General features: G+C 74.6%; 20 protein-coding genes and 1 pseudogene. 12 read left to right on the top strand and 9 right to left on the bottom strand.

Annotated features, from left to right (window positions below; all coding sequences use genetic code 11):
• The 3 genes from ACGFX4_RS32840 (at position 1) to ACGFX4_RS32830 (ending at position 3007) form a co-directional block, all read left to right on the top strand.
• On the top strand, positions 1-459 hold the full coding sequence (locus ACGFX4_RS32840) for a PH domain-containing protein (RefSeq protein ID WP_393082276.1): 459 nt from the start codon (positions 1-3) through the stop codon (positions 457-459).
• A gap of 155 nt (positions 460-614) precedes the next feature.
• The gene (locus tag ACGFX4_RS32835) at positions 615-1964 is read left to right on the top strand and encodes a hemolysin family protein (RefSeq protein ID WP_393082273.1); all 1350 of its coding nucleotides are present in this window, start codon (positions 615-617) and stop codon (positions 1962-1964) included.
• Positions 1961-3007, top strand: a complete 1047-nt coding sequence (locus ACGFX4_RS32830; protein WP_393082271.1) for a hemolysin family protein — start codon at positions 1961-1963, stop codon at positions 3005-3007. Before ACGFX4_RS32835 ends, ACGFX4_RS32830 begins: the two co-directional genes overlap by 4 nt.
• Before the next feature lie 28 nt (positions 3008-3035).
• Here ACGFX4_RS32830 and ACGFX4_RS32825 read toward each other — a convergent pair whose 3' ends face one another.
• On the bottom strand, positions 3036-3731 hold the full coding sequence (locus tag ACGFX4_RS32825) for a DUF4230 domain-containing protein (protein WP_345700404.1): 696 nt from the start codon (positions 3729-3731) through the stop codon (positions 3036-3038).
• A gap of 74 nt (positions 3732-3805) precedes the next feature.
• Here ACGFX4_RS32825 and ACGFX4_RS32820 point away from each other — a divergent pair, with 74 nt between their 5' ends.
• The gene (locus ACGFX4_RS32820) at positions 3806-4765 is read left to right on the top strand and encodes a TIGR03086 family metal-binding protein (RefSeq protein WP_393082268.1); all 960 of its coding nucleotides are present in this window, start codon (positions 3806-3808) and stop codon (positions 4763-4765) included.
• A gap of 16 nt (positions 4766-4781) precedes the next feature.
• Here the strand turns inward: ACGFX4_RS32820 and ACGFX4_RS32815 are convergent, their stop codons facing one another.
• Positions 4782-6593 carry an AAA family ATPase gene (locus ACGFX4_RS32815; protein WP_393082317.1) on the bottom strand — a complete coding sequence of 604 codons (1812 nt, stop codon included), beginning with the start codon at positions 6591-6593 and terminating at the stop codon, positions 4782-4784.
• Between the two features lie 340 nt (positions 6594-6933).
• On the bottom strand, positions 6934-7554 hold the full coding sequence (locus ACGFX4_RS32810) for a uridine kinase (RefSeq protein WP_393082265.1): 621 nt from the start codon (positions 7552-7554) through the stop codon (positions 6934-6936).
• A gap of 199 nt (positions 7555-7753) precedes the next feature.
• Here ACGFX4_RS32810 and ACGFX4_RS32805 point away from each other — a divergent pair, with 199 nt between their 5' ends.
• Complete coding sequence (locus ACGFX4_RS32805; RefSeq protein ID WP_393082262.1) at positions 7754-8917, top strand: acyl-CoA dehydrogenase family protein; 1164 nt, start codon at positions 7754-7756, stop codon at positions 8915-8917.
• A 35-nt stretch (positions 8918-8952) separates the two neighbouring features.
• Here the strand turns inward: ACGFX4_RS32805 and ACGFX4_RS32800 are convergent, their stop codons facing one another.
• Positions 8953-9363 carry a hypothetical protein gene (locus tag ACGFX4_RS32800; protein ID WP_393082259.1) on the bottom strand — a complete coding sequence of 137 codons (411 nt, stop codon included), beginning with the start codon at positions 9361-9363 and terminating at the stop codon, positions 8953-8955.
• Between the two features lie 205 nt (positions 9364-9568).
• Between ACGFX4_RS32800 and ACGFX4_RS32795 the strand changes: the two genes are divergently transcribed.
• From ACGFX4_RS32795 to fxsA, 4 genes are all read left to right on the top strand, one after another.
• Positions 9569-10009 carry an Lrp/AsnC family transcriptional regulator gene (locus ACGFX4_RS32795; RefSeq protein ID WP_345700409.1) on the top strand — a complete coding sequence of 147 codons (441 nt, stop codon included), beginning with the start codon at positions 9569-9571 and terminating at the stop codon, positions 10007-10009.
• A gap of 30 nt (positions 10010-10039) precedes the next feature.
• The gene (locus ACGFX4_RS32790; RefSeq protein ID WP_393082256.1) at positions 10040-11650 is read left to right on the top strand and encodes an amidohydrolase; all 1611 of its coding nucleotides are present in this window, start codon (positions 10040-10042) and stop codon (positions 11648-11650) included.
• A gap of 87 nt (positions 11651-11737) precedes the next feature.
• The gene (gene lnt / locus ACGFX4_RS32785) at positions 11738-13375 is read left to right on the top strand and encodes an apolipoprotein N-acyltransferase (protein ID WP_393082253.1); all 1638 of its coding nucleotides are present in this window, start codon (positions 11738-11740) and stop codon (positions 13373-13375) included.
• A 55-nt stretch (positions 13376-13430) separates the two neighbouring features.
• Positions 13431-14000 carry an FxsA family membrane protein gene (fxsA, locus tag ACGFX4_RS32780; RefSeq protein ID WP_393082250.1) on the top strand — a complete coding sequence of 190 codons (570 nt, stop codon included), beginning with the start codon at positions 13431-13433 and terminating at the stop codon, positions 13998-14000.
• Positions 14001-14112: 112 nt separating this feature from the next.
• On the opposite strand, the gene ACGFX4_RS32775 is transcribed toward fxsA, so the two are convergent.
• The 3 genes from ACGFX4_RS32775 to ACGFX4_RS32765 form a co-directional block, all read right to left on the bottom strand.
• Positions 14113-14487 (bottom strand): RNA polymerase-binding protein RbpA, encoded by a 375-nt coding sequence (locus ACGFX4_RS32775; protein WP_345700412.1) that lies wholly within the window; start codon positions 14485-14487, stop codon positions 14113-14115.
• Positions 14488-14739: 252 nt separating this feature from the next.
• On the bottom strand, positions 14740-16359 hold the full coding sequence (locus ACGFX4_RS32770; RefSeq protein ID WP_393082247.1) for a hypothetical protein: 1620 nt from the start codon (positions 16357-16359) through the stop codon (positions 14740-14742).
• A 106-nt stretch (positions 16360-16465) separates the two neighbouring features.
• Positions 16466-16660: a hypothetical protein gene (locus tag ACGFX4_RS32765; protein WP_014134294.1), complete on the bottom strand. Its 195-nt coding sequence runs from the start codon at positions 16658-16660 to the stop codon at positions 16466-16468.
• A gap of 303 nt (positions 16661-16963) precedes the next feature.
• Between ACGFX4_RS32765 and ACGFX4_RS32760 the strand changes: the two genes are divergently transcribed.
• The 3 genes from ACGFX4_RS32760 to ACGFX4_RS32750 all read left to right on the top strand — a co-directional run bounded on the left by ACGFX4_RS32760 (position 16964) and on the right by ACGFX4_RS32750 (position 18740).
• On the top strand, positions 16964-17368 hold the full coding sequence (locus tag ACGFX4_RS32760; protein ID WP_393082244.1) for an ankyrin repeat domain-containing protein: 405 nt from the start codon (positions 16964-16966) through the stop codon (positions 17366-17368).
• A gap of 23 nt (positions 17369-17391) precedes the next feature.
• Positions 17392-17865 (top strand): GNAT family N-acetyltransferase, encoded by a 474-nt coding sequence (locus ACGFX4_RS32755; protein ID WP_393082241.1) that lies wholly within the window; start codon positions 17392-17394, stop codon positions 17863-17865.
• Positions 17866-17948: 83 nt separating this feature from the next.
• A complete protein-coding gene (locus ACGFX4_RS32750; protein ID WP_393082238.1) occupies positions 17949-18740 on the top strand; it encodes a nucleotidyltransferase domain-containing protein in 792 nt (263 codons plus the stop codon).
• A gap of 193 nt (positions 18741-18933) precedes the next feature.
• On the opposite strand, the gene ACGFX4_RS32745 is transcribed toward ACGFX4_RS32750, so the two are convergent.
• Entirely contained in the window at positions 18934-19476 is a 543-nt protein-coding gene (locus tag ACGFX4_RS32745; protein ID WP_393082314.1) for a GNAT family N-acetyltransferase, read from the bottom strand.
• 597 nt (positions 19477-20073) lie between these two features.
• Positions 20074-20649, bottom strand: a pseudogene (locus ACGFX4_RS32740) (nucleotidyltransferase domain-containing protein); the annotation flags it as partial.
• Positions 20650-20707 lie beyond the last annotated feature (58 nt).

Genomic DNA, 20707 nt, shown 5'->3' with positions numbered 1-20707 from the left:
GTGGCCACCGTCGACAACCCCGTGACCGCCGCGCTGCCCGTCACCTGGGCCCCGCGCCGCAACCGTGCCGTCCTGCTGCCGCTCAGCGGCGCCCTGGTCGTGCTCTTCGCCGTGCTCGCGGTGGTGCTGCCGCCCAACTGGCACCTCAACGACCGGGTCATGATGGTGGTCAGCGGACTGCTGTTCGCCGGGGTCGGGCTGATGCTGGCCCGCCCCCGGGTGACCGCCGACCAGGACGGCCTGACGGTCGTCAACTTCGTCCGCAGCCGCCGGCTGGCCTGGGCCGAGGTGGTCCGGGTCAACCTGCGGGCCGGCGACCCCTGGGTGATCCTCGACCTCGCCGACGGCACCGCCCTGGCCGCCGTCGGCATCCAGCCCGGCGGGGGCCGCGAGCAGGCGATCAACGCCGCCCGCACCCTGCGCGACCTGGTCGACGAGCGGTCCACGGCACGCCGCTGAGCCGGCCCGACAAGATCCTTAACTGCCGGTCGGTATCGTCTAGGCTGGTAGGACCCAATGCGACCTGAGGAGTGACACCTCCCCTCGATGGACGACCCGTCCGGTAGTACCCGCGCCGTCGCCTTCCCGACCAGCAGCCGAAGGCGGGCGGCCCAGTGATCACCGCCTGGCTGCTGCTGGTCGCCGCGCTCCTGCTGATCCTCGCCAACGGCCTCTTCGTGGCCGCCGAGTTCGCCTTCGTCACCGTCGAGCGCGGCAGCGTCGAACGGGCCGCGGCCGCCGGCGACAGCCGCGCCAAGGGCCTGCTGAAGGCCCTCAAGCAGCTCTCCTTCCAGCTCTCCGGCGCCCAGCTCGGCATCACCATCACCTCGCTGGTGGTCGGCATGCTCGCCGAACCGGCCCTGTCCGTCCTGCTCTCCCCGGTCTTCGTCGCCGTCGGCGTGCCCGAGTCCGCCGCCACCGGCGTGGCCGTGCTGGTCGGCATGGTCGGCGCCACCGTGCTGCAGATGGTCATCGGCGAGCTCGTCCCCAAGAACTGGGCGATCTCCACCCCGCTGCAGGTCGCGTACGCCGTGGTCGGACCCCACCGCGCCTTCTCCCGCGCCTGCCGGCCGCTGATCGCCGCGCTCAACAACAGCGCCGACCGGATCGTCCGCGGCTTCGGCATCGAACCGCAGGAGGAGCTCGGGCACGCCCGCACCCCCGACGAGCTGGTCTCGCTGGCCCGGCACTCGGCCGCCGCCGGCGCCATGGACGAGGAGTCCGCCACCCTGTTCGTCCGCACCCTGGGCCTGCGCGAGCTGACCGCCGAGAGTGTGATGACCCCGCGGATCGACGTCGCCGCCCTCCAGCAGGACGCCACCGCCACCGACGTGGTCAACCTGACCCGGGCCACCGGCCTCAGCCGCTTCCCGGTCTACAGCGACAGCCTCGACGAGGTCACCGGCACCGTCACCCTCAAGGACGCCCTCGCCGTCCCCGCCGAGCGCCGCGACCGCACCCGGGTCCGCCACCTCTCCAGCCCGCCGCTGCTCGTCCCCGAGACGCTGCCCGCCGAACGGCTGTTGGACCTGCTGCGCCGCCGCGAGCCGATGGCCGTGGTTGTCGACGAGTACGGCGGCACCGCCGGCGTCGCCACCATCGAGGACATCGTCGAGGAGGTCGTCGGCGAGGTGCAGGACGAGCACGACCCCGCCGACATCCCCGAGCTGGTCCCGCTGCCGCCCGAGAACGGCCACCCCGTCTGGGACGCCGACGGCCGCACCCGCGTCGACCAGCTCGAAGCCATCGGCCTGCACTGCCCCGAGGGCCCGTACGAGACCCTCGGCGGCCTGCTCGCCGACCTGCTCGGCAAGCTCCCCGCGGTCGGCGAGCAGGCCGAACTGCCCGGCTGGCGCTTCACCGTGCTCGCCGTCGACCGGCACCGCACCAGCCGGGTCCGGGTCGAACGCACCGACGACGGCTTCCCCTACGACAGCGACGACGACAAGGACGACCACCGATGACCGCGCTGCTGCAACTCGCCGCCGCGCTCCTGCTGCTGCTCGGCAACGCGTTCTTCGTCGGGGCCGAGTTCGCGGTCATCTCGGTGCGGCGCAGCCAGATCGAACCGCTCGCCGAGGCCGGCAACCGGCGGGCCCGCACCGTGCTGCACGCGCTGTCCAACGTCTCCGCGATGCTCGCCGCCGCCCAGCTCGGCATCACCGTCTGCTCGCTGCTGCTCGGCGCGCTCGCCGAACCCACCATCGCCCACCTGCTGGAGGGGCCGTTCCACGCGATCGGCGTCCCCGCGTCGGCGATGCACCTGCTCAGCTACGTCATCGCGCTGACCGTGGTGGTCTTCCTGCACATGGTGCTCGGCGAGATGGTGCCGAAGAACATCGCGCTGGCCGGGCCCGAGAAGGCCGCGCTGTGGCTCGGCCCGCCGCTGGACCGCCTCGCCCGCTGGCTGACGCCGGTGATCCGCTTCCTCAACGCCTTCGCCAACGCGGTGCTGCGGCTGTTCAAGGTCGAGCCCAAGGACGAGGTGGACTCCGTCTTCACCAGCGAGCAACTGCTCCACCTGCTCTCCGACTCCGGCGACGCCGGGCTGCTCGACGAGAGCCGCCGCGAACGCCTCGAGGACGCCCTGGAACTCGGCCGCCGGCCGGTCACCGACGTGCTGCTCCAGCCCGACCAGCTGGTGACCGTCGGCACCGCCGTCACGGCCCGCGAGGTCGAGGCGCTGGCCGTCCGCACCGGCTTCTCGCGCTTCCCGGTGCTCGGCGACGACGGTGACGTGCGGGGCTACCTGCACATCAAGGACACCCTCGACGTCGAGGACCAGGACGCCCCCGTCCCGGCCGACCTCTGGCGGCCGATCACCGTCCTGCGCGGCACCCTGCCGCTGGACGACGCCCTGGCCGCCATGCGCCACGCCGCCGCCCACCTCGCCGCCGTCACCGACCCGGAGGGCCGCCAGCTCGGCCTGGTCGCCCTGGAGGACGTCCTGGAGGAGCTCGTCGGCGAGGTCCACGACCCCGACCACCGCCCCGCCGCGGCCCGCTGAGCCGCGGCGGGGCCGGTCGGCCCCGCGGTCAGGGGGTGACGGTGACGGTCGCCGTGGTGAAGCCCAGGGAGTGCAGGAGGCCCTGGAGCATCGCCACGGTGTTGGTCTCGGCGGCGGAGGTCAGGTTGGTCTCCTTGGCGGCGGCCTGGATCTTGTCGACTGCGAGGAGCTCGACCTTGTGCTGGTTCTCGGAGCCGCCGTCGGAGGAGAAGAAGTCGCCGATCCGGTCGAACAGGCCGCGCTGCTGGGAGAACATGTAGGAGCGCTTCACGTCCAGCGCGGCGTCGGCCAGCTGGGCGTGCGGGATGACGATGGTCGCCGTCCGGCGGTCCTCGGAGACGGTGACCGAGCCGGCGGCGAGCTTGCCGAGGTCCACGTACGCGGCGACGCTGCCCGCGCCGACGTACAGGCTGCGGGTGCCGAGCAGCGCGGACGGCAGGAACTTCGCCTCCTGGTCGAGGTCGACGATCACCTGGAAGTTGCCGGTCGCCGCGGTGTAACGGCTCATGTTCTGGATGGACTTGAGCACCACCGGCTGGCTGCGGTCCTTGTCCTCGGTGGCGAACGGGTTCGGCAGGCCGGGGAAGAGGTCGAAGCGGGCGGCGGCCAGGAAAAGCGCGAGGATCACCGCGAAGGTGATCGGTATGCTCAGGTACCAGGGGACGCGGCGGCGGGGGGCGGCCGCGGCAGGGGTCTCGCTGGACTCGGTGGTGTCGGAGGACATGGCGGCACCCTACTGCTGCGGAGTGACAGGCTCCACCGTCAGATCGCGTACGGATCACTGGAGTTGGGGGCTTCATGGAGACCGCTCGGGCCTTGGACGTCCTGGCCGCCGCACACGACCGGCTGAGGCGGGTCGTCGCGGGCGTACCCGCCGACCGCTGGGGCGCGCCGACCCCGTGCACGGAGTGGACGGTCCGGCAGGTGTTCAACCACGCCCGGCTCGGGCAGATCGGGTACGGCGGGGCCGCGCTGGGGGAGGAGATCCTCCCGGTGGAGGTGCGGTTCAACCCGGTCGACGCGCTGGACGGCGACCCCGCCGAGCTGCTGGAGGCGGGCCTGCGCTGCGCCGCCGACGCGTACGCCGGGCTGCCGGCCGGCACGGAGACCGTCCGCACCCCGCTCGGCGAGCTGCCGGTCTGGCTGGGCGCCACCGCCGCCGCGCTGGACTGCGCCGTCCACGCCTGGGACATCGCGGTCGCGACCGGGCAGCCCTCCCCGCTCGACGAGGACCTCGCCGCCGGCCTGTGGCCGGTCGCCCGGCACTTCGTCGACGACGTGCGCGAGGAGTACGGCGTCTACGCCGGCGCGATCGGGCACCGCTTCCCGACCGGGGCCACCTCGCTGCTCGCCCACATGGGCCGGCACCCCGGCTGGCGGATCCCCGGCACGCCCGCCGCGCTGGCCCCGCTGCAGCCGCACTTCCGCCGGCCGGAGTACGCGACGGACGTGGCGCGGGGGTGGTGGCCGCTGGCGCTGGAGTGCCACCGGGCGGTGGTGGCGGAGTTCCCGGCGTACCGGCTGAACGCGGTGAAGCAGAAGTTCGGCGAGCTGGCCTTCCAGGCCTCCCCGGGCGAGGGCTGGACGCGTGCCGAGGACCGGCGGCTGGACGAGATCGTCGCGGTGTTCACCGAGCGCAGCCGGACCACCTGCGAGCGGTGCGGCGCGGACGGCGCCGAGCGGCGCGGCGGCCGGTGGATCCTGCTGACGCTGTGCGGGCCCTGCGAGGCCGCCGTCGGGTCCGACGGGCGGCTCTGACGCCAACGGCCGTCGATCAGTCGATCAGCTCGCCGTAGGCCTGGAGGACGTCGGGGAGGCGCAGGGTGGCCAGGTCGTCGCGGGTGGGCAGGTCGGGCTGGGCGGACAGGCGCAGGTCGCGGTAGGCGCAGGACTTCTCGTACAGGGTGCGGATGAAGCGGCCGTTGCCGAGCTGGTCGATCCAGCCCTCGGTGACGACGTGCCGGCAGATCGAGGTGAGCTCGTCGGCGGCGTCGTCGTCCCAGGTGTCGCCGTCGCCGGCGGCCAGCGCGCGGCCGATCTCGGCGAGTTCGGCGGGCCGGTAGCTGGGGAAGTCGACCCGGGTGGTGAAGCGGGAGTTGAGGCCGGGGTTGGCGGCGAGCAGCCGGTTCATGCCCTCCGGGTAGCCGGCCAGGATGACGACCAGCCGGTCGCGGTTGTCCTCGGCCCGCTTGAGGAGCACCTGGAGCGCCTCGTCGCCGTACGCGTCGCCCTTGCTGTAGCCGGAGTTGGAGAGGCTGTAGGCCTCGTCGATGAAGAGCACGCCGTCGAGCGCGGAGTCGATCAGCTCGTTCGCCTTGACGGCGGTCTGGCCGAGGAACTCGCCGACCAGGTCGGCGCGTTGGGCCTCGACCAGGTGGTCTCCGCTGAGCAGGCCGAGGGCGTGGAAGACCCGGCCGAGGATCCGGGCGACGGTGGTCTTGCCGGTGCCGGAGGGGCCGGAGAAGACGAAGTGCCGCTTGGGCGGCTGGACGGGCAGGCCGCGCTCGGCGCGCAGCCGGGCCATCCGCAGCTGCGCGGAGAGCGCCCGGACCTGCCGCTTGACCGGATCCAGGCCGACCATCTGCTCCAGCTGGCCGAGTGCGGCGGCCAGTTCGCCGTCCGTCCCGCGCTGCGCCGGGGCGGCGGCGGGGGCCGCGGCCGGGCCGGGGGCGAACGGTGCGGGCGAGGCGGCCCTGCCGGTGGTGCGGACCGGCATCGGCGCGGCCGGCTCGGCGGGGCCGGGGCGTTCGGCGGTGCCGTCGCCCTGGCCGCGCTCGGCGACCGGCTCCTCGGTGCGCTCGTCCAGCCCGTCCGGGTAGCCGTCGTCGAGCACGTCGATGTCGCCGGCGGCCGGGTCGGCGGTGCCCTCCTCCAGCAGGCCGTCCTCGGTGGCGATGGCGGCCAGCCGGGCGGCGGTGTCCATGAAGGCGGGGTCGGCCCGGTGGACCGCGCGGTAGAGCGGTAAGGCGGCGGCGGAGCGCCCGGCGCCCTCGTAGGAGCGGGCGAGCCAGTAGCGCAGCTCCTTGCGCTGCGGCTGCTCGGAGCGGCAGCGGGCGAGCGAGGCGGCGAGCGGCGCCTGGGCCTGGGTGCACATGTCGAGCCGGACCCGGGCCATCCCGGCGAACAGGCCGGACTCGATGCCGAGCACCGGGTCGTCGAGCAGCCGGTCGGTGTCGCGGATCAGCTGCTCCCAGTCCTTCAGCAGGTAGGAGCGGCAGGCGTGCAGGAAGCGCACCGCGCTGTCCTGCTCGGGCGGCGGCAGGTCGGCGAGCGCCTGGTCGAGCTCGGGCAGGTGGCGGCCGTCGAGCCAGTGCGAGGTGTGCGCGAGCGCGAGGTCGTGCGGGGTCTCCAGGACGGGCTGCACCCACCAGCCCAGCCAGTACCAGGAACTGAGCGGCCGGCGGTGGCGGGCGCGCTGCTCGCCGAAGCGGGAGCGGCCGCGGTACATGGCGAGCAGGGCGCCGGAGGTGTCGCTGCGCAGGGCGTGCAGGCCGAGCCAGGCGTCGGCCATGCCGGGGTCGAGCCGGGCGGCCGTGCGGAACTCCTCCTCGGCGCGGGCGTAGGAGCCCGCCGCGTACGCGTCCATGGCGCGCAGCCAGGCGCGGTCGGCCTCCCGGTCCGGCCCCGCGCCGGGCGGCTTCCTGCCGCCGGAACTCTCCACCGTCACTGACGCCCCCCGTGTGCGCAGCCCCCGGGGCGCATTCGCGCCTTCGTGGAATCGTACCGGCGCACGGCTGATCCGGAAGGGTACGGAGGCAAGTCGGATCGCCGCGCGCGCACCGGAGTTGGGCCTGCCGCGGGGGCGGCCCCCGCGCGAGCGGACGGGGCCGGGAAAGGGGAACGGCACCTCCGGCTCACGGGGGAACAAGCCGGAGGTGCCGCGTCTAATGTTGCGAGTTCAACTGAATCTCGCGACGAGGGAGAACCTAGTTCCCGGCGACGTCCCAGGTCAAGAGGGGGGTGGGGGTCTCACTGACGGTGCATCGGAGGATCCGCCCCGTGACTCCGTCGACCCGGATCCCGGCGTGCGGACGGCTGGGGTCGGCGGCGAAGTGGGCGCGTTCGGCACGGATCCAGCCCTGCCAGAAGTCGGCCAGCCCGGGGCCGTCCCGCAGCAGGCCGCGGGCGCTCGCGGCGTCCGCGTCCAGCTCCATCCAGACCAGCGCCGCCAGGTGCGGCCGCAGCTCGGCGCGGCCGGCGCCGACGCCCTCGACCAGCACCACCGGCGCGGGCTCCACCCGCCGGGTGCCCGAGAAGCGACGGGCGGTCCAGTCGTACACCCGGTGCTCGGCGGCCTCGCCGCGGCCCAGCGGCTCCAGCACCTGCTCCCGCAGCCGGCCGACCCAGCCGAAGAGCTCCCGGTGGGTGGCGAGGTCGTCCAGGTGCACCACCGGCGCGTCGTCGAGCGCGGCGGCCAGCCGGGCGGCGAAGGTGGTCTTGCCGGAGCCGGCGTGCCCGTCGACGGCGACCAGGCGCACCGGCCCCAGCGACGGGGGCAGCGCGCGCAGGACGGCCGCGAGCTCGGCGGGAGCGGGGCGCGAGGTCATCCCGCCAGGGTACGGGGCGGCGGCCGGGCGGCCCGGCCGGTCGCAGCCGGTGACGGGACGTTCGGTGTGCGGCATACTCGCATCGCCTGATGTGAACGGCCGTTCACCGCGACCCGGTGCCGACCGCTCCGACCAGCGACGATCCGTGCCGCACCCGGCGAATCCCGGGTCCGGCGCCCGACCGAGGAGGCTTGTGCCCGTGACCGCCGGACGTCCCGAGCCCGTGGACCGCCAGCTGCCCAGCGACGAGGCGCGGGAGCTGCTGGCGCTCACCCGCGACCTGGTGGACCGCGAGGTCCGCCCGCGCTCCGCGGAGGACGAGGCCGCCGCCCGCTTCCCCCGCGAGGTGTTCCGCACCCTCGGCCGGGCCGGCCTGCTCTCGCTGCCCTACGGCGAGGAGTACGGCGGCGGCGACCAGCCGTACGAGGTGTACCTGCAGGTACTGGAGGAGCTGGCGAACGGCTGGCTGGCGGTCGGCCTCGGCGTCTCGGTGCACACCCTGTCCTGCCACGCGCTGGCCGGCTTCGGCAGCGAGGAGCAGAAGCGGCGCTGGCTGCCCGGCATGCTCGGCGGCGAGCAGCTCGGCGCGTACTGCCTCTCCGAGCCGCAGTCCGGCTCCGACGCCGCCTCGCTGCGCACCCGCGCCGACCTGGACGGCGAGCAGTACGTGGTCAGCGGCACCAAGGCGTGGATCACCCACGGCGGGCGGGCCGACTTCTACTCGACGATGGCCCGCACCGGCGACGAGGGCGCCTGCGGCATCTCCTGCCTGCTGGTCCCGGCCGGCAGCGAGGGCCTGTCGGCGGCCCCGCCCGAGCGGAAGATGGGCATGTGGTCCTCGCCGACCGCGCAGATGCACTTCGACGGGGTGCGGGTCGACCGCGAGCGCCTGGTCGGCAGCGAGGGCCAGGGCTTCCAGATCGCCCTCGCCGCGCTGGACTCCGGCCGGCTCGGCATCGCCGCCTGCGCGATCGGCGTCGCCCAGGCGGCCCTGGACCTGGCGGTGGAGTACGCGGGCACCCGGCAGCAGTTCGGCCGGCCGATCGCCGACTTCCAGGGGCTGTCCTTCCTGCTGGCGGACATGGCCACCCAGATCGAGGCCGGGCGCGCGCTCTACCTGGCCGCCGCACGCCGCCGCGACGCCGGACGGGCGTTCACCAAGGAGGCGGCGATGGCCAAGCTGTTCTGCACCGACACCGCGATGCGGGTCGCCACCGACGCGGTGCAGGTGCTCGGCGGGTCCGGGTACACCCGGGACTACCCGGCCGAGCGGTTCATGCGGGAGGCGAAGGTGCTGCAGATCGTCGAGGGCACCAACCAGATCCAGCGCCTGGTGATCGGACGGCACCTCACCGGCCGGTGACCCCGGGGGCCCGCCGAGCGGCCCCGGTGCGCGGCTCAGCCGCGGACCGGGGCCTTCCGCTGTGCGGGCACGTGGGCCCGGACGGCGCGGTGGACGGCGGCGTGCGAGAACGGCTGGGTGCGCCAGTCGAGCGCGCCCGGCGCGGTCAGCAGCGCCTCCAGGCCGGTGCCCTGACCCTCGTGCTCCTCGCACTCGGGCAGGTCGTCGGTCGGCGCGCCGGTGCCCTGGCACAGCGCGGGGGAGAAGGGGTGCCAGGCGGACGGCAGGACGGCGTGCTGCGGGAGGCGCTCCTCGTCGGACAGCAGCGCGATCGGGCGGTCGCAGGCGGGGCAGTGCACCCGCACGATCTCCCAGGTGTCGGAGTCGCCCGGGTCCACCCCGAAGGTGGTCTCGGGCTCGGTACGTTCGCCCTCGGCGTTGCTGGAACGCTGGTCAGTGGCAGGCATGTGATCCCCCTCGGATCGGGCCGGACCACCTGCGGTCCGAGCCACCAGCAGCATTTCCCGCCGACACGGCGTCATAACCCTGCGGAGGAGCGCACGGTGATGCACCGGGTGTGGCGTTCGCCACATTCCCTCGGCATGTGCCCCCCGAATGCGCCCCCTGCGGGGTATCGACACGCCGGGCGCCCGATCGAGTAGGTTGGCGCCCGTGGAGGATCTCGACCAGCGCATCGTCCAGCTGCTCCTCCAGGACGGCCGGATGAGCTACACCGACCTGGGCAAGGCCACCGGCCTGTCCACCTCGGCCGTGCACCAGCGTGTGCGCCGCCTCGAACAGCGCGGGGTGATCCGCGGCTACACCGCGATCGTCGACCCCGAGGCCGTCGACCTGGCGCTGACCGCGTTCATCTCGGTCAAGCCGTTCGACCCGAGCGCCCCGGACGACACCCCGGAGCGGCTCGTCGGCCTGCCCGAGATCGAGGCCTGCCACAGCGTCGCCGGCGACGAGAACTACATCCTCAAGGTCCGCGTCCCCGGCCCCGGCGACCTGGAGGACCTGCTCGCCCGGATCCGCTCCGCGGCCGGCGTCTCGACCCGCACCACCGTCGTCCTGTCCACCCCGTACGAGGCCAGGCCCCCGAAGCTCTGACAAAGGTTGAGCGGGTGAAAGACTGGCGGCATGACCGAACGCACCAACCGGACCGTGCTGCTGCGCGGCGGCAACGTCTACAGCCCCGCCGACCCGTTCGCCACCGCGATGCTCGTCGAGGGCGAGCACGTCGCCTGGGTCGGCAGTGACGGCGCCGCCGAGGCGTACGCCGACGTCGCCGACGAGATCGTCGACCTGCACGGCGCCCTGGTCACCCCCGCGTTCGTCGACGCCCACGTGCACGCCACCTCGACCGGCCTCGCCCTGACCGGCCTGGACCTGGGCGGCTGCGCCTCGCTGGATGCGGCGCTGGCCCGGATCGCCGCCCACGTCGGCCACAACGGCGCCGAGGTGCACATCGGGCACGGCTGGGACGAGACCGCCTGGCCCGAGGGCCGTCCGCCGACCCTGGACGAGCTCGACCGGGCGGCCGGCGGGGCACCGGTCTACCTCTCGCGCACCGACGTGCACTCGGCCCTCGCCAGCACCGCGCTGCGCGCCCTGGTCGACGGCCTGGACGGCCTCGCCGGACACTCCGCGACCGGCCCGCTCAGCCGCGACGCCCACCACGCCGTCCGGCGGGCCGCGCTCGCCCACCTGACCGCGGAGCAGCGCCGCGCCGCCCAGCTCGCCACCCTGCGGCGGGCCGCCGAACTCGGCATCGCCGCGCTGCACGAGTGCGCGGGCCCGGACATCTCCTCCGCCGAGGACCTGGCGGCGCTGCTCGCCCTCGCCGCGGAGACCGACGGCCCGGAGGTCTTCGGCTACTGGGGCGAGCTCGGCAGCGCCGGGGTGGCGACCGCGCAGCGGCTCGGCGCGGTCGGCGCCGGCGGCGACCTGTTCGTCGACGGGGCGCTCGGCTCGCACACCGCCTGCCTGCACGCGCCGTACGCCGACGCCGAGCACACCGGGACGGCGTACCTGAGCGCCGAGCAGGTGGCGGAGCACGTCGCGGCGTGCACCGAGGCCGGGCTGCAGGCCGGCTTCCACGCGATCGGCGACGCGGCGATCACCGCCGTGCTGGACGGGGTCCGGGCGGCCGGGGAACGGGTCGGCGAGGCCCGGGTGAAGGCACTGCGCCACCGGGTGGAGCACGCCGAGGCGCTGGACGACAAGACCGTCGCCGCGTTCGCGGAGCTGGGCTTGACCGCCTCGGTGCAGCCCGCCTTCGACGCGGCCTGGGGCGGGCCGGACGGCATGTACGTGCAGCGGCTGGGCGCCGAGCGGGCGGCCGCGCTGAACCCGTTCGCGGCGATGCTGCGGGCCGGCGTCCCGCTGGCCTTCGGCTCGGACGCGCCGGTCACCCCGCTCGACCCGTGGGGCACCGTGCGGGCCGCGGCCTTCCACCGCACCCCGGAGCACCGGATCTCCGCGCGGGCCGCGTTCACCGCGCACACCCGCGGCGGCTGGCGCGCGCTCGGCCGGGACCAGGACGGGGTGCTGGTGCCCGGCGCGGTCGCCAGCTACGCGGTCTGGGACGTCGCCGTGCTGGTCGTCCAGGCCCCCGACGACCGGGTGGCGGGCTGGTCCACCGACCCCCGCTCCGGCACCCCGGGCCTGCCCGACCTCACCCCGGGCGAGCCGCTGCCGGTCTGCCGCCGCACGGTGGTCCGCGGCCGAACCGTCCACAGCCGGGGCTAGCCGGGAGCGGCCGGGCCGGTGGTCCGGACACTGGGGTACCTTTGCTGGTCAGTGTTGATCGGATACGGCCAGAGAGGTGGTGCGCGCGTGGCACTGCCCGTGGAGCAGGAGCGCCCGGTGGCGGAGGACGTGGAGCCGCCCGTGCCGGCGAGGCCGGGACGGCTCGCGCGCCTGCGGGCCGGACTGCCCAGGACCGCCGCCGCGGCGGTGAGCGGCGTCCTGATGGCGCTCGCCTTCCCGCCGTACGACCTGTGGCCGCTGTCGATCGTGGCCGTCGCGGGCCTGTCGCTGCTGACCCGGGGCCGCACCGTCCGCCAGGCGGCGTGGACCGGCTTCGCGTTCGGCCTGCCGTTCTTCCTCGGCCTGCTCAAGTGGCTCGCCGTGATCGGCTGGGACGCCACGATCGGGCTGTCCGTGGTGGAGGCGCTGTTCGTCGCCGCGATGGCGGCCGGCCTCGCGCTGACCTCGCGGCTGCCGCTCTGGCCGCTGTGGGGCGCCTGCCTGTGGGTCGCCCAGGAGTGGGCGCGCGACCGGCTGCCGCTGGGCGGCTTCCCGTGGGGCCGGCTCGCGTTCGCCAACACCGCGAGCCCGTTCACCCCGCTCGCCGCGCTGGGCGGAGCTCCGCTGGTGACCTTCGCGGTCGCGCTCTGCGGCACGCTGCTGGCGTGGACCGCGCTGCGCCTGCGGGCCGCGCCGCGCCGGGCGCCGCTGCTGACCGCCGCCGGTGCGACCGGCGCGCTCGCCGCGCTGCTCGGCGGCTACCTGGTGCCGGTGCCCACGGCCGCCGACGACGCGGTGAAGGTGGCGCTCGTCCAGGGCAACGTGGACAAGCCCGGCATGGACTTCCTCGGCCGCCCGATGATGGTGCTGAACAACCACGCCGCCGCCACCGAGCAGTACGCCGCGGACGTCGCGGCGGGCCGCACCCCCAAGCCGGACCTGGTGATCTGGCCGGAGAACTCCTCCGACCTCAACCCCTTCCTCGACCCGGCCGCCTACCGCCGCATCGACGAGGCCGTGAAGGCGGTCGGCGTCCCCACCCTGGTCGGCGCGCTGGTGGACGGCCCGGACGCGGTCCACGTCCAGAACGAGGGCATCGTCTGGGACCCGGTGACCGGCCCCGGCGCCTCCTACACCAAGCAGCACCCGGTGCCGTTCGGCGAGTACGTGCCCTTCCGGGACGAGCTCTCCAAGGTGATCACCCGGCTGCAGCGGGTCGGCCGGGACTTCTACCCCGGCACCGGCAACGGTGTGATGCAGGTCGGCCCGGCCCGGATCGGCGACGTGATCTGCTTCGAGGTGGCCTACGACGAGATCATCCGGGACACCGTCAACGACGGCGGCCGGGTGCTGGTCGTCCAGACCAACAACGCGACGTACGCCAACAGCGGGCAGCCCGAGCAGCAGCTGGCGATGTCCCGGCTGCGTGCGGTCGAGCACGGCCGCGCGGTGCTGATCGCGGCGACCAGCGGCATCAGCGCGGTCGTCGCCCCGGACGGCACGGTCGTCACCCAGAGCCGGCAGATGACCGCCGAGGTGCTGACCGCCACGGTGCCGCTGCGCGACGCGCGCACGGTGGCCGACCGGGTCGGCGCGGTGCCCGAGTGGACGCTGGCGATCGCCGGCCTGCTGGCCGCCGGATTCGCGGTCGCGCTCGGCGCCCGCGGGCGGCGCAAGGGTGGAACACCCGAAGCCGACGAGCCGTTGTCCCAGGTGGTGCCGTAGTCGCGGCCGGGAGCTGCCGGCCGGTGGAGAGCACCGCGTTGGAGTGAAGTCGCCCGTGACCCAGCAAGCAACCCCGACCCGTCCCGAACGCCGCGGCCCGCTGCGCCGGGTGCTGCCGCTGCTGGCCGCCGCCTGGCTGGTGCTGGAGATCTGGCTGGTGACGGTGGTCGCCGACGCGATCGGCTGGGGCCCCGCGCTGCTGCTGCTGATCGCCGGCATCTTCGTGGGCGGCGCGGTGATCAAGCGGGCGGGTGCCCGGGCGTTCTCGGCCGCCGTCGAGCAGTCGAAGAACCCCCAGTCGGCCCAGCCGCAGACCGGCACCAGCATGACGGTGCTGGCCGGTGTGCTGCTGATGGTGCCTGGCTTCCTGTCCGACCTGGTCGCGCTGACCCTGCTGCTGCCGCCGACCCGGGCGCTGTGGCGGATGGCGGGCCGCAGGCTGGCGGGCAGCGCGCTGCGCTCGACCGCCCCGGTCGGCGCGGACCGGTTTGCCGACGCGGTGCGCCTGCAGGAGCAGATGCGGATCCACCGCCCCGACGGCAAGGTGATCCAGGGCGAGGTGGTGGACCCGGCCCGCGGCCCGCAGGGCCCGGACACCGAGTACCGTCCGCCGATCACCAACTGAGAACGATCACCGGCTGAGAGCGGAAAACGGGACGGGAAACGGGAGGGGCCCCGGGCGATTCGCCCAGGGCCCCTTTCCGTTTTCCGGTGTGTCGCGCGTGTCGCCTAGGCGGTCACGCGCTCTTGCGGCTGTCCCGCGGGTGGACCGCGAGGTTCATGCCGCCGGAGCGGAGGACGGCCAGCCGCTCGGCCAGCACCTCCTCGAGCTCCTCCCGCGTCCGGCGCTCCATCAGCATGTCCCAATGGGTGCGGGTGGGCTTGATCTTCTTCTCCTCAGGCTCCTCACCGTCGAGGAGTGCGGCCTCCTGACCGCAGAACCGGCACTCCCACACCGCCGGGATCTCCGCCTCGACGGAGAAGGGCACCTCGAAACGGTGTCCGTTCTGACATGCGTACTCGACGGTCTGGCGCGGCGCCAGATCAATGCCGCGGTCGGTCTCGTAGCTGGTCGCCCCGAGTCGCGTGCCGCGGAGAGCTCGCTCGCTCATGAATCGTGCCTCCCGGGCTTCTGGCCCACAGGACTAGTGGTCGTTGTCTTCGTCGTTCGGTCAACGCTCGGCCACCGACGAAGATTCCCGTCCCGGGACATGCGTCGCCTGTCGTGCCGCCCCTGTTTGTACCCATCGTCGCCCGATTTGTCACATCTGATCGTTTATATCACCCGGTGTGTCACATATTGTGCACATCGTGACCGTGTCGGCGGGCGGCCGGATCTGGAAGATCACCCTATCGCCGTCGGGTCACCAGACCGGGCGCGGACGCACGGCGGGCGACTCCTTGGTCAGCCGCACCTCCTCGTCGGCGTCGGGGACGACGGCGACGAGCTGTTCGACGTTCTGCGGGGTGGCCTTGGGAGCGACCTGCGGGGCGGCCGCCTCGGTGCGGGTGTCACGGTGCGGCAGCAGGGCGATCACCGCGTCGCGCAGCGCGGCCGGCGCCTCGTCGTCCAGCGGGTCGACGGTCGCCGGGACCTGCAGCCGGACCGGGGCGGTGGTACCGATCCGGGCGTAGCCGCGGCCGGGCGGGGTCTGCGCGGCGGGCACGATGTCCAGCGGCACGCCCAGTGCCGACGAGCCGGTCTCCGGCGTCACCGGGCCGAGCACCACCCGGGCCCGGGCGGCCGAGCGGACGGTGGGCGAGATCCGGTCCCGCGCCTCCAGGTCGTCCACGAACACCACGGTGACGCGCGCTGCCCGGCCGTGCCGCAGCGGGGTCTCCAGCAGCTCCTGCGGATCCGGGTGACCCTCCGCCTGGGCCAGCTCGCTCAGCTCGGTCGGGTGGTCGAGCAGCAGCCACAGCGGGCGGGTGGCGTCCTCGGGCGCGGCCACCCCGTGGTGGCGGGCCGCGTTCAGCGCCACCAGCCGGCGCTCGGTCTCCTTCGCCACCCACTCCATCGCGGCGACCGCGCCGTGCAGGCTGGTCTCCACGGTGTGCACCCCGGGCCGGTTCACCAGGCAGGCGTGCTCGCCGGTGCCCGCGCCGTCGATCACCACCAGGTCCCCGTGCGGCAGGGCCTGCAGTGCGATCGACCGCAGCAGCGTGGACGTCCCGTACCCGGCGGCGCCGAGCGCCAGCAGGTGCGGCTCCGCCGACCGCGGCCCGACCCGCCACACCACCGGCGGCTGCTGCGCGGTCGCCCCGGCCTGGGTCACCGGGATGGTGCGCCGGCTGCCCAGCCCGTCGGTGAAGCCCAGCACGATCTCGCCCGGCGCGGTGACGAACGGCTGCGCCGCGATGTCGGCGGGCAGCGCCGCCAGCGCCGCCACCCGCAGCCGGTTGGACTCCTCGTCCCAGTCGAAGCGGTATTCGCGGGAGCGGCCCGCCTTGCCCTGGATCACCTGCTCGATCCGGGCCCGGGCGGCCGGCTCGGTGTCGGTGAAGTACGGCGGGTAGGCGAGCTCCAGTGCCGCCAGCCGGCCCTCGTCGTCGAACTCCCAGGAGGAGAACGCGCCCTTGTAGCCGCCCTCGGCCCCGTACAGCGGGCAGGGGTCGTCGAGGCCGGCCAGGTACGGGGTGAGTGCCGCGTACAGGGCGGTCAGCTTGATGTCCGCGACGTCCGGCTCGGGCGGCGCGGCGGGCTTCGGGTCGCGGCCCACCCACGCGGCGCTCGCCATCAGCGCGACCACCGCGAGCAGCGGGCCGTGCGGCAGCAGGAAGACGCCGAGCACCGCGGCGGCGGCCAGGAACAGCGTCGGGCCGCGCCGCTCCTTCGGGGTGGCCGCCCAGCGGGCCTTCGCCCAGTCGGCGTGGCGGCGCAGGCCCCGGCCGATCAGGGACAGCGGGGCGAACATGTCGGCGGCGTGGTCGCCGGCGGTACGGGCGAGGTCGCGACCCCGGGTGAGGTGGCGGGTGAGGGACATGCAGGCTCCGTTGGCTGTGGGGCGGGCCCGGTGGGACGGGGGCGTTCGGATTCGAAGAAGGCCCGGGCGGTGGGATCCGCGCCCGGGCCGACAGGGGAGCGCTCGCTCAGAACTTCAGGCCGCCGATCAGGCTGGCCAGGCTCGCGCCGCCCGCCTGGATGCTCGGGGCGATCGAGGAACCCGCGACGTAGAAGCCGAAGAGCGCGCACACCAGGGCATGCGAGATCTTCAGGCCGTCCCGGCGGAAGAAGAGGAAGGCAATGACGCCGAACAGGACGATTCCGGAGATGGAAAGGATCACGGTTCTGCTCCTCGATGAGGGGAGGGGGACAGTGTTACAGAAAGTGCCTTTATGGTGACAAAAAGTAATAGATGATGTGGCGTGGCAAATGGGTGGATCTCGGTCGGTGTCGCACATCGGCGGTATACGTCCGGCCCCCCGGACGCCGCGCGGGGCCGTGCAGGCAGGGCTCCCCGGGCCTCGACGGGGTGCGCGGGCCCGTTCGGAAGTTCGCCCGAATGGACGCGCGACCCGCGGGGCCGACCGCTTCCGCTACCGTGCGTGGTGACACGAACTGTTGAGACCGACCAGTGAGGCCATGACGTGACCGACTCCGCCGACGCCGCGTTCGACCCCGAGGTGATCGAGCTCGCCGGGAAGCTCTTCGACGCCGCCCGGGCGGGCGACGCCCCGCTGCTCGCCGCCTACCTGGACGCCGGGGCGCCCGCCGACCTCGCCAACGACCGCGGCGACACCCTGGTGATGCTCGCCGCCTACCACGGCCACGTCGACGCGGTCCGGGTCCTGCTGGAGCGCGGCGCCGACGCCGACCGGGTCAACGACCGCGGGCAGACCCCGCTGGCCGGCGCGGTCTTCAAGGGCGCCGAGGCGGTCGTCGACGCGCTGCTCGCCGGCGGCGCCGACCCGAAGGCCGGCACGCCGTCCGCGCTCGACACCGCGCGGATGTTCGGCAAGGACGCGCTGGTGGCGCGCTTCGAGGCCTGCTGACCCGGTCACCTAGGCTGGGGACCATGGAAATTCGTATGACCGGCTTCGGCCATCCGGACGCCGTGAAGCTGTCGGACGAGGTGCAGCAGGAGTACGTCCGCCGCTACGGGGACGGGGACCAGACCTCGATGCACACCGACCACTTCGACCCGCCCGCCGGGCTCTTCGTCGTCGCCTACCTCGACGACGAGCCGGTGGCCTGCGGCGGCTGGCGCGCCAAGGAACAGGACGACGACGGCCTGCTCGACGGCGACGCCGAACTGAAGCGGATGTTCGTGGTGCCCCAGGCCCGCGGCAAGGGCCTCGCCCGGGCCGTGCTGCGCCACCTGGAGGAGCGCGCGGTCGAGGCCGGGCGGACCCGGCTGGTGCTGGAGACCGGCAACAAGCAGCCCGAGGCGATCGCCCTGTACCTCTCCGAGGGCTACGCCGACATCCGCAAGTTCGGGTACTACAAGGACCACCCGGACAGCGTCTGCATGGGCAAGCAGCTGGTCTGACGGCTCTGACAGCGCTGACAGCTCTGACGGCCGACGGAAAACGGCTGGACGCGGGTGGGGCGCCCGGTCATGATCATGGGTCGATGGACGACGAACTCATGGACCTGGCCGGGCGCCTCGCCCGCGTCGACGGCGTCGTCGGTGTCTGCCTCGGCGGCAGCCGCGCCCGCGGCACCCACCGGCCCGACTCCGACTACGACCTCGGCCTCTACTACCGCCGCCCGCTCGACACCGGGCAACTGCGCGACCTCGCCCGGCAGCTGACCGGCGCGGACGTGGAGGTCACCGAGCCCGGCGGCTGGGGCCCCTGGGTCGACGGCGGGGCCTGGCTCACCGTCGACGGACACCGGGTCGACTGGCTCTACCGCGACCTCGACCGGGTCGCCCACAGCGCCCGCGAGGCCCGCGCCGGACGGTACGAGATCGGCACCCAGCCCGGCCACCCGCTCGGCGTCCACTCGCACGCGTACGCCGGGGAGCTCGCCCTCGGACGCGTCCTCGCCGACCCCGGCGGCGAGGTGACCCGGCTGCGCGCGGAACTCGCCGACTACCCGGTGGCACTCGGCGAGGCGCTGGTCGCCCAGGCGCGCTGGGAGGCGCCGTTCGTCCTCGCGGGCGCCCGCAAGGGCGCGGCCCGCGGCGACGCGTTCTACGTGCACGGCTGCCTGTTCCGCGCGGTCGGGGCGCTGGTGCAGGCGATGCACGGGCGGGCGGGGCAGTGGCTGATCAACGAGAAGGGCGCGGTGGCCTCGGCCGCGCTGCTGCCCGGCGCGCCGGAGGACTTCGCGGAGCGGGTGCGGGAGGTCTTCGCCGGGGACGACCTGGACGGCGCGGTCGACGCGGCGCTCGCGCTCGTCCGGGACGTGCTGGGCTGACCCGGCGTCACGGACGCCCCGGGCGTGTCGACCGGCCGGAGCGAGCTGACGCCGCGGTCGCGGGCCTGTTCGCCCGGGCGTGTCGACCGGCGTGGCGTCGGGAGTGCCCGGGGGCCGGTTCCCTCGACCGGCCGGGGTGGGATGCCGGACGATCGAGGGCTCGTCGGTCCGGGTCGTGGCAGTCGACCGTGCGTCAGGAGCGTTCGGGGTGTGGGCCTTCCACCGACTGGAGCGGGCGTCGCATGGTGACGCGCGGCCAGCGGTCGAGGCCGTGGGCCCGTTCGGTCGCGCGGATCCGGCGCAGGTCCGGCCCGAGGGCGGCCTCGTCGAGCACGTGGAAGCCGCAGCGGCGGTAGTACGGGGCGTTCCAGGGCACCTCGGCGAAGGTGGTGAGGGTCAGCGCCGGCAGGCCGAGCGCGGCCGCCCGGGCGGCCGCGTGCTCGATCAGGGCGCGGCCGATGCCCCGGCGGGCGTGGTCGGGGTGGACCGAGACCTGCTCGATGTGCAGGCCCCCGTCGGCGGGTTCGGCGATCAGGTAGGCGACGGGACGGCCGTCGGGGTCCTCGGGGTCGACCGCGACCCAGGCGAGGCCGGTCTGCCGGTAGCGGTCGAGCTCGGCCGGCGGGAACGGCTCGTCGTCGGCGATCTCGGCCATGCCGAGGTCGCGGAAGGGCCCGCCGGCGGCCCGTTCGACGTCCTGGAGCAGCGGCAGGTCGGCGGCGGTCGCGTCGCGGATCGGTGCGGGCCGCGGCCGCGGCGTCTTGCGGCCGTGCACCGACTCGTACTCGGCCGCCAGCCACGGCGCCAGGTCCTCGACCAGGACGGCCAGTTCGGCGCGGGCGGTGGCGGCGGGGGTGCGGGCGGTGCGCGCGGCGAGGGCGAACTGCTCGGCGCGGTCCGGGTAGTAGTGGCCGGTGACGGCGGCGGAGACCTCCAGGTCGCTGGTCCAGCCGCCCCAGCGGTCCATCACCAGCGTCAGGCCGGTGCGGACCAGCCGGCGGGAGACGGCGCGGCCGAGCACGGCGAGCCCGGCCTCGTCGGCGCCGGCCAGCCGCTGCCGCCAGCCCGGGAGGGCGAGTGTCAGGTCGCCGTTGGTCTCCCGGGCGAGCAGCGAGGTGGGGCGGTAGCGGGGGAGGTGCTCGGCGAGGTCCGGGCCGAGCAGCGGGGTGCACAGGCAGGCCAGGAACCAGCCGAGGTCGTACCGCTCCTGCTCGCTGAGCAGCCCGGCCGCGCCGAACAGCAGCACGCCGGCGCCGTTCAGCTGCGGGAACGCGGCGTCGAGCTCAGCTTCGAGGGCGTCGGCGCGCCGCCGGTCCGCCGGGGTGGGCTCGCCGTGCAGGGCGATCAGCAGGTCTAGGTCGGAGACGCCCGGGACGGCCGCGCCGCGCGCGATGCTGCCGTACAGGTAGGCACTGTGCAGGCGTTCGGGGCCGAAGGCGGCGGCTACCCGCTCGCGGGCGGCGGCCACCACCGGCTCGTACGCCGGCTGCACGCGGCGCAGGGATCCCTCGCGGGCGAAGAAGCCGTGCTCGTCGAGGCCCGGCCCGGCCGTCGTGACCAGGTCGGGGGCGGCGGTGAACGGCTCGGCCTCGCAGCGCAGTTCGTCGGCGAGCGCGAGCAGGCGGACCGCGCCGGAGGGGAAGAGCAGCTCGCCGCCGATCTCGCGGTCGGTGGACCGCCGGCGCACCGGGCGGACACCGGTGACCCGTTCGCCGAGGAAGGCGCTGAGCGGGTGGCCGGGGGCGGGGGCGGGGGCGGACCGTGTGGGCGTCGCGGGGGAGAGGACCAGCCGGTGGTCGACGGCCTCCGGGCGCAGCGGCGCGAGGCCGTCGAAGTGCAGCAGCAGGCCCTCCGGTCCGTCGGTGACCTGGTCGAGGCGGCGGCCGAGCAGGGCGGCGAGGTGCTCCATCCGGCGATCGTGGCACCTCCGGGCGCGCCGTACAACGGATATTCGCTGGTCGGCGGCG

This window comes from Kitasatospora sp. NPDC048365 (assembly GCF_043200835.1).
GTDB classification, from domain to species: Bacteria; Actinomycetota; Actinomycetes; order Streptomycetales; family Streptomycetaceae; genus Kitasatospora; species Kitasatospora terrestris.
Note: the sequence above shows the minus strand (reverse complement) of the source record. Positions and strands in the feature narration are given on the sequence as shown.

Coding starts and splice junctions, on each gene's coding strand:
- ACGFX4_RS32830 (WP_393082271.1), top strand. CDS start 1,961: ATGACCGCGCTGCTGCAACTCGCCGCCGCGCTCCTGCTGCTGCTCGGC.
- ACGFX4_RS32825 (WP_345700404.1), bottom strand. CDS start 3,731: ATGTCCTCCGACACCACCGAGTCCAGCGAGACCCCTGCCGCGGCCGCC.
- ACGFX4_RS32820 (WP_393082268.1), top strand. CDS start 3,806: ATGGAGACCGCTCGGGCCTTGGACGTCCTGGCCGCCGCACACGACCGG.
- ACGFX4_RS32815 (WP_393082317.1), bottom strand. CDS start 6,593: ATGGACGCGTACGCGGCGGGCTCCTACGCCCGCGCCGAGGAGGAGTTC.
- ACGFX4_RS32810 (WP_393082265.1), bottom strand. CDS start 7,554: ATGACCTCGCGCCCCGCTCCCGCCGAGCTCGCGGCCGTCCTGCGCGCG.
- ACGFX4_RS32800 (WP_393082259.1), bottom strand. CDS start 9,363: ATGCCTGCCACTGACCAGCGTTCCAGCAACGCCGAGGGCGAACGTACC.
- ACGFX4_RS32790 (WP_393082256.1), top strand. CDS start 10,040: ATGACCGAACGCACCAACCGGACCGTGCTGCTGCGCGGCGGCAACGTC.
- ACGFX4_RS32775 (WP_345700412.1), bottom strand. CDS start 14,487: ATGAGCGAGCGAGCTCTCCGCGGCACGCGACTCGGGGCGACCAGCTAC.
- ACGFX4_RS32770 (WP_393082247.1), bottom strand. CDS start 16,359: ATGTCCCTCACCCGCCACCTCACCCGGGGTCGCGACCTCGCCCGTACC.
- ACGFX4_RS32755 (WP_393082241.1), top strand. CDS start 17,392: ATGGAAATTCGTATGACCGGCTTCGGCCATCCGGACGCCGTGAAGCTG.
- ACGFX4_RS32750 (WP_393082238.1), top strand. CDS start 17,949: ATGGACGACGAACTCATGGACCTGGCCGGGCGCCTCGCCCGCGTCGAC.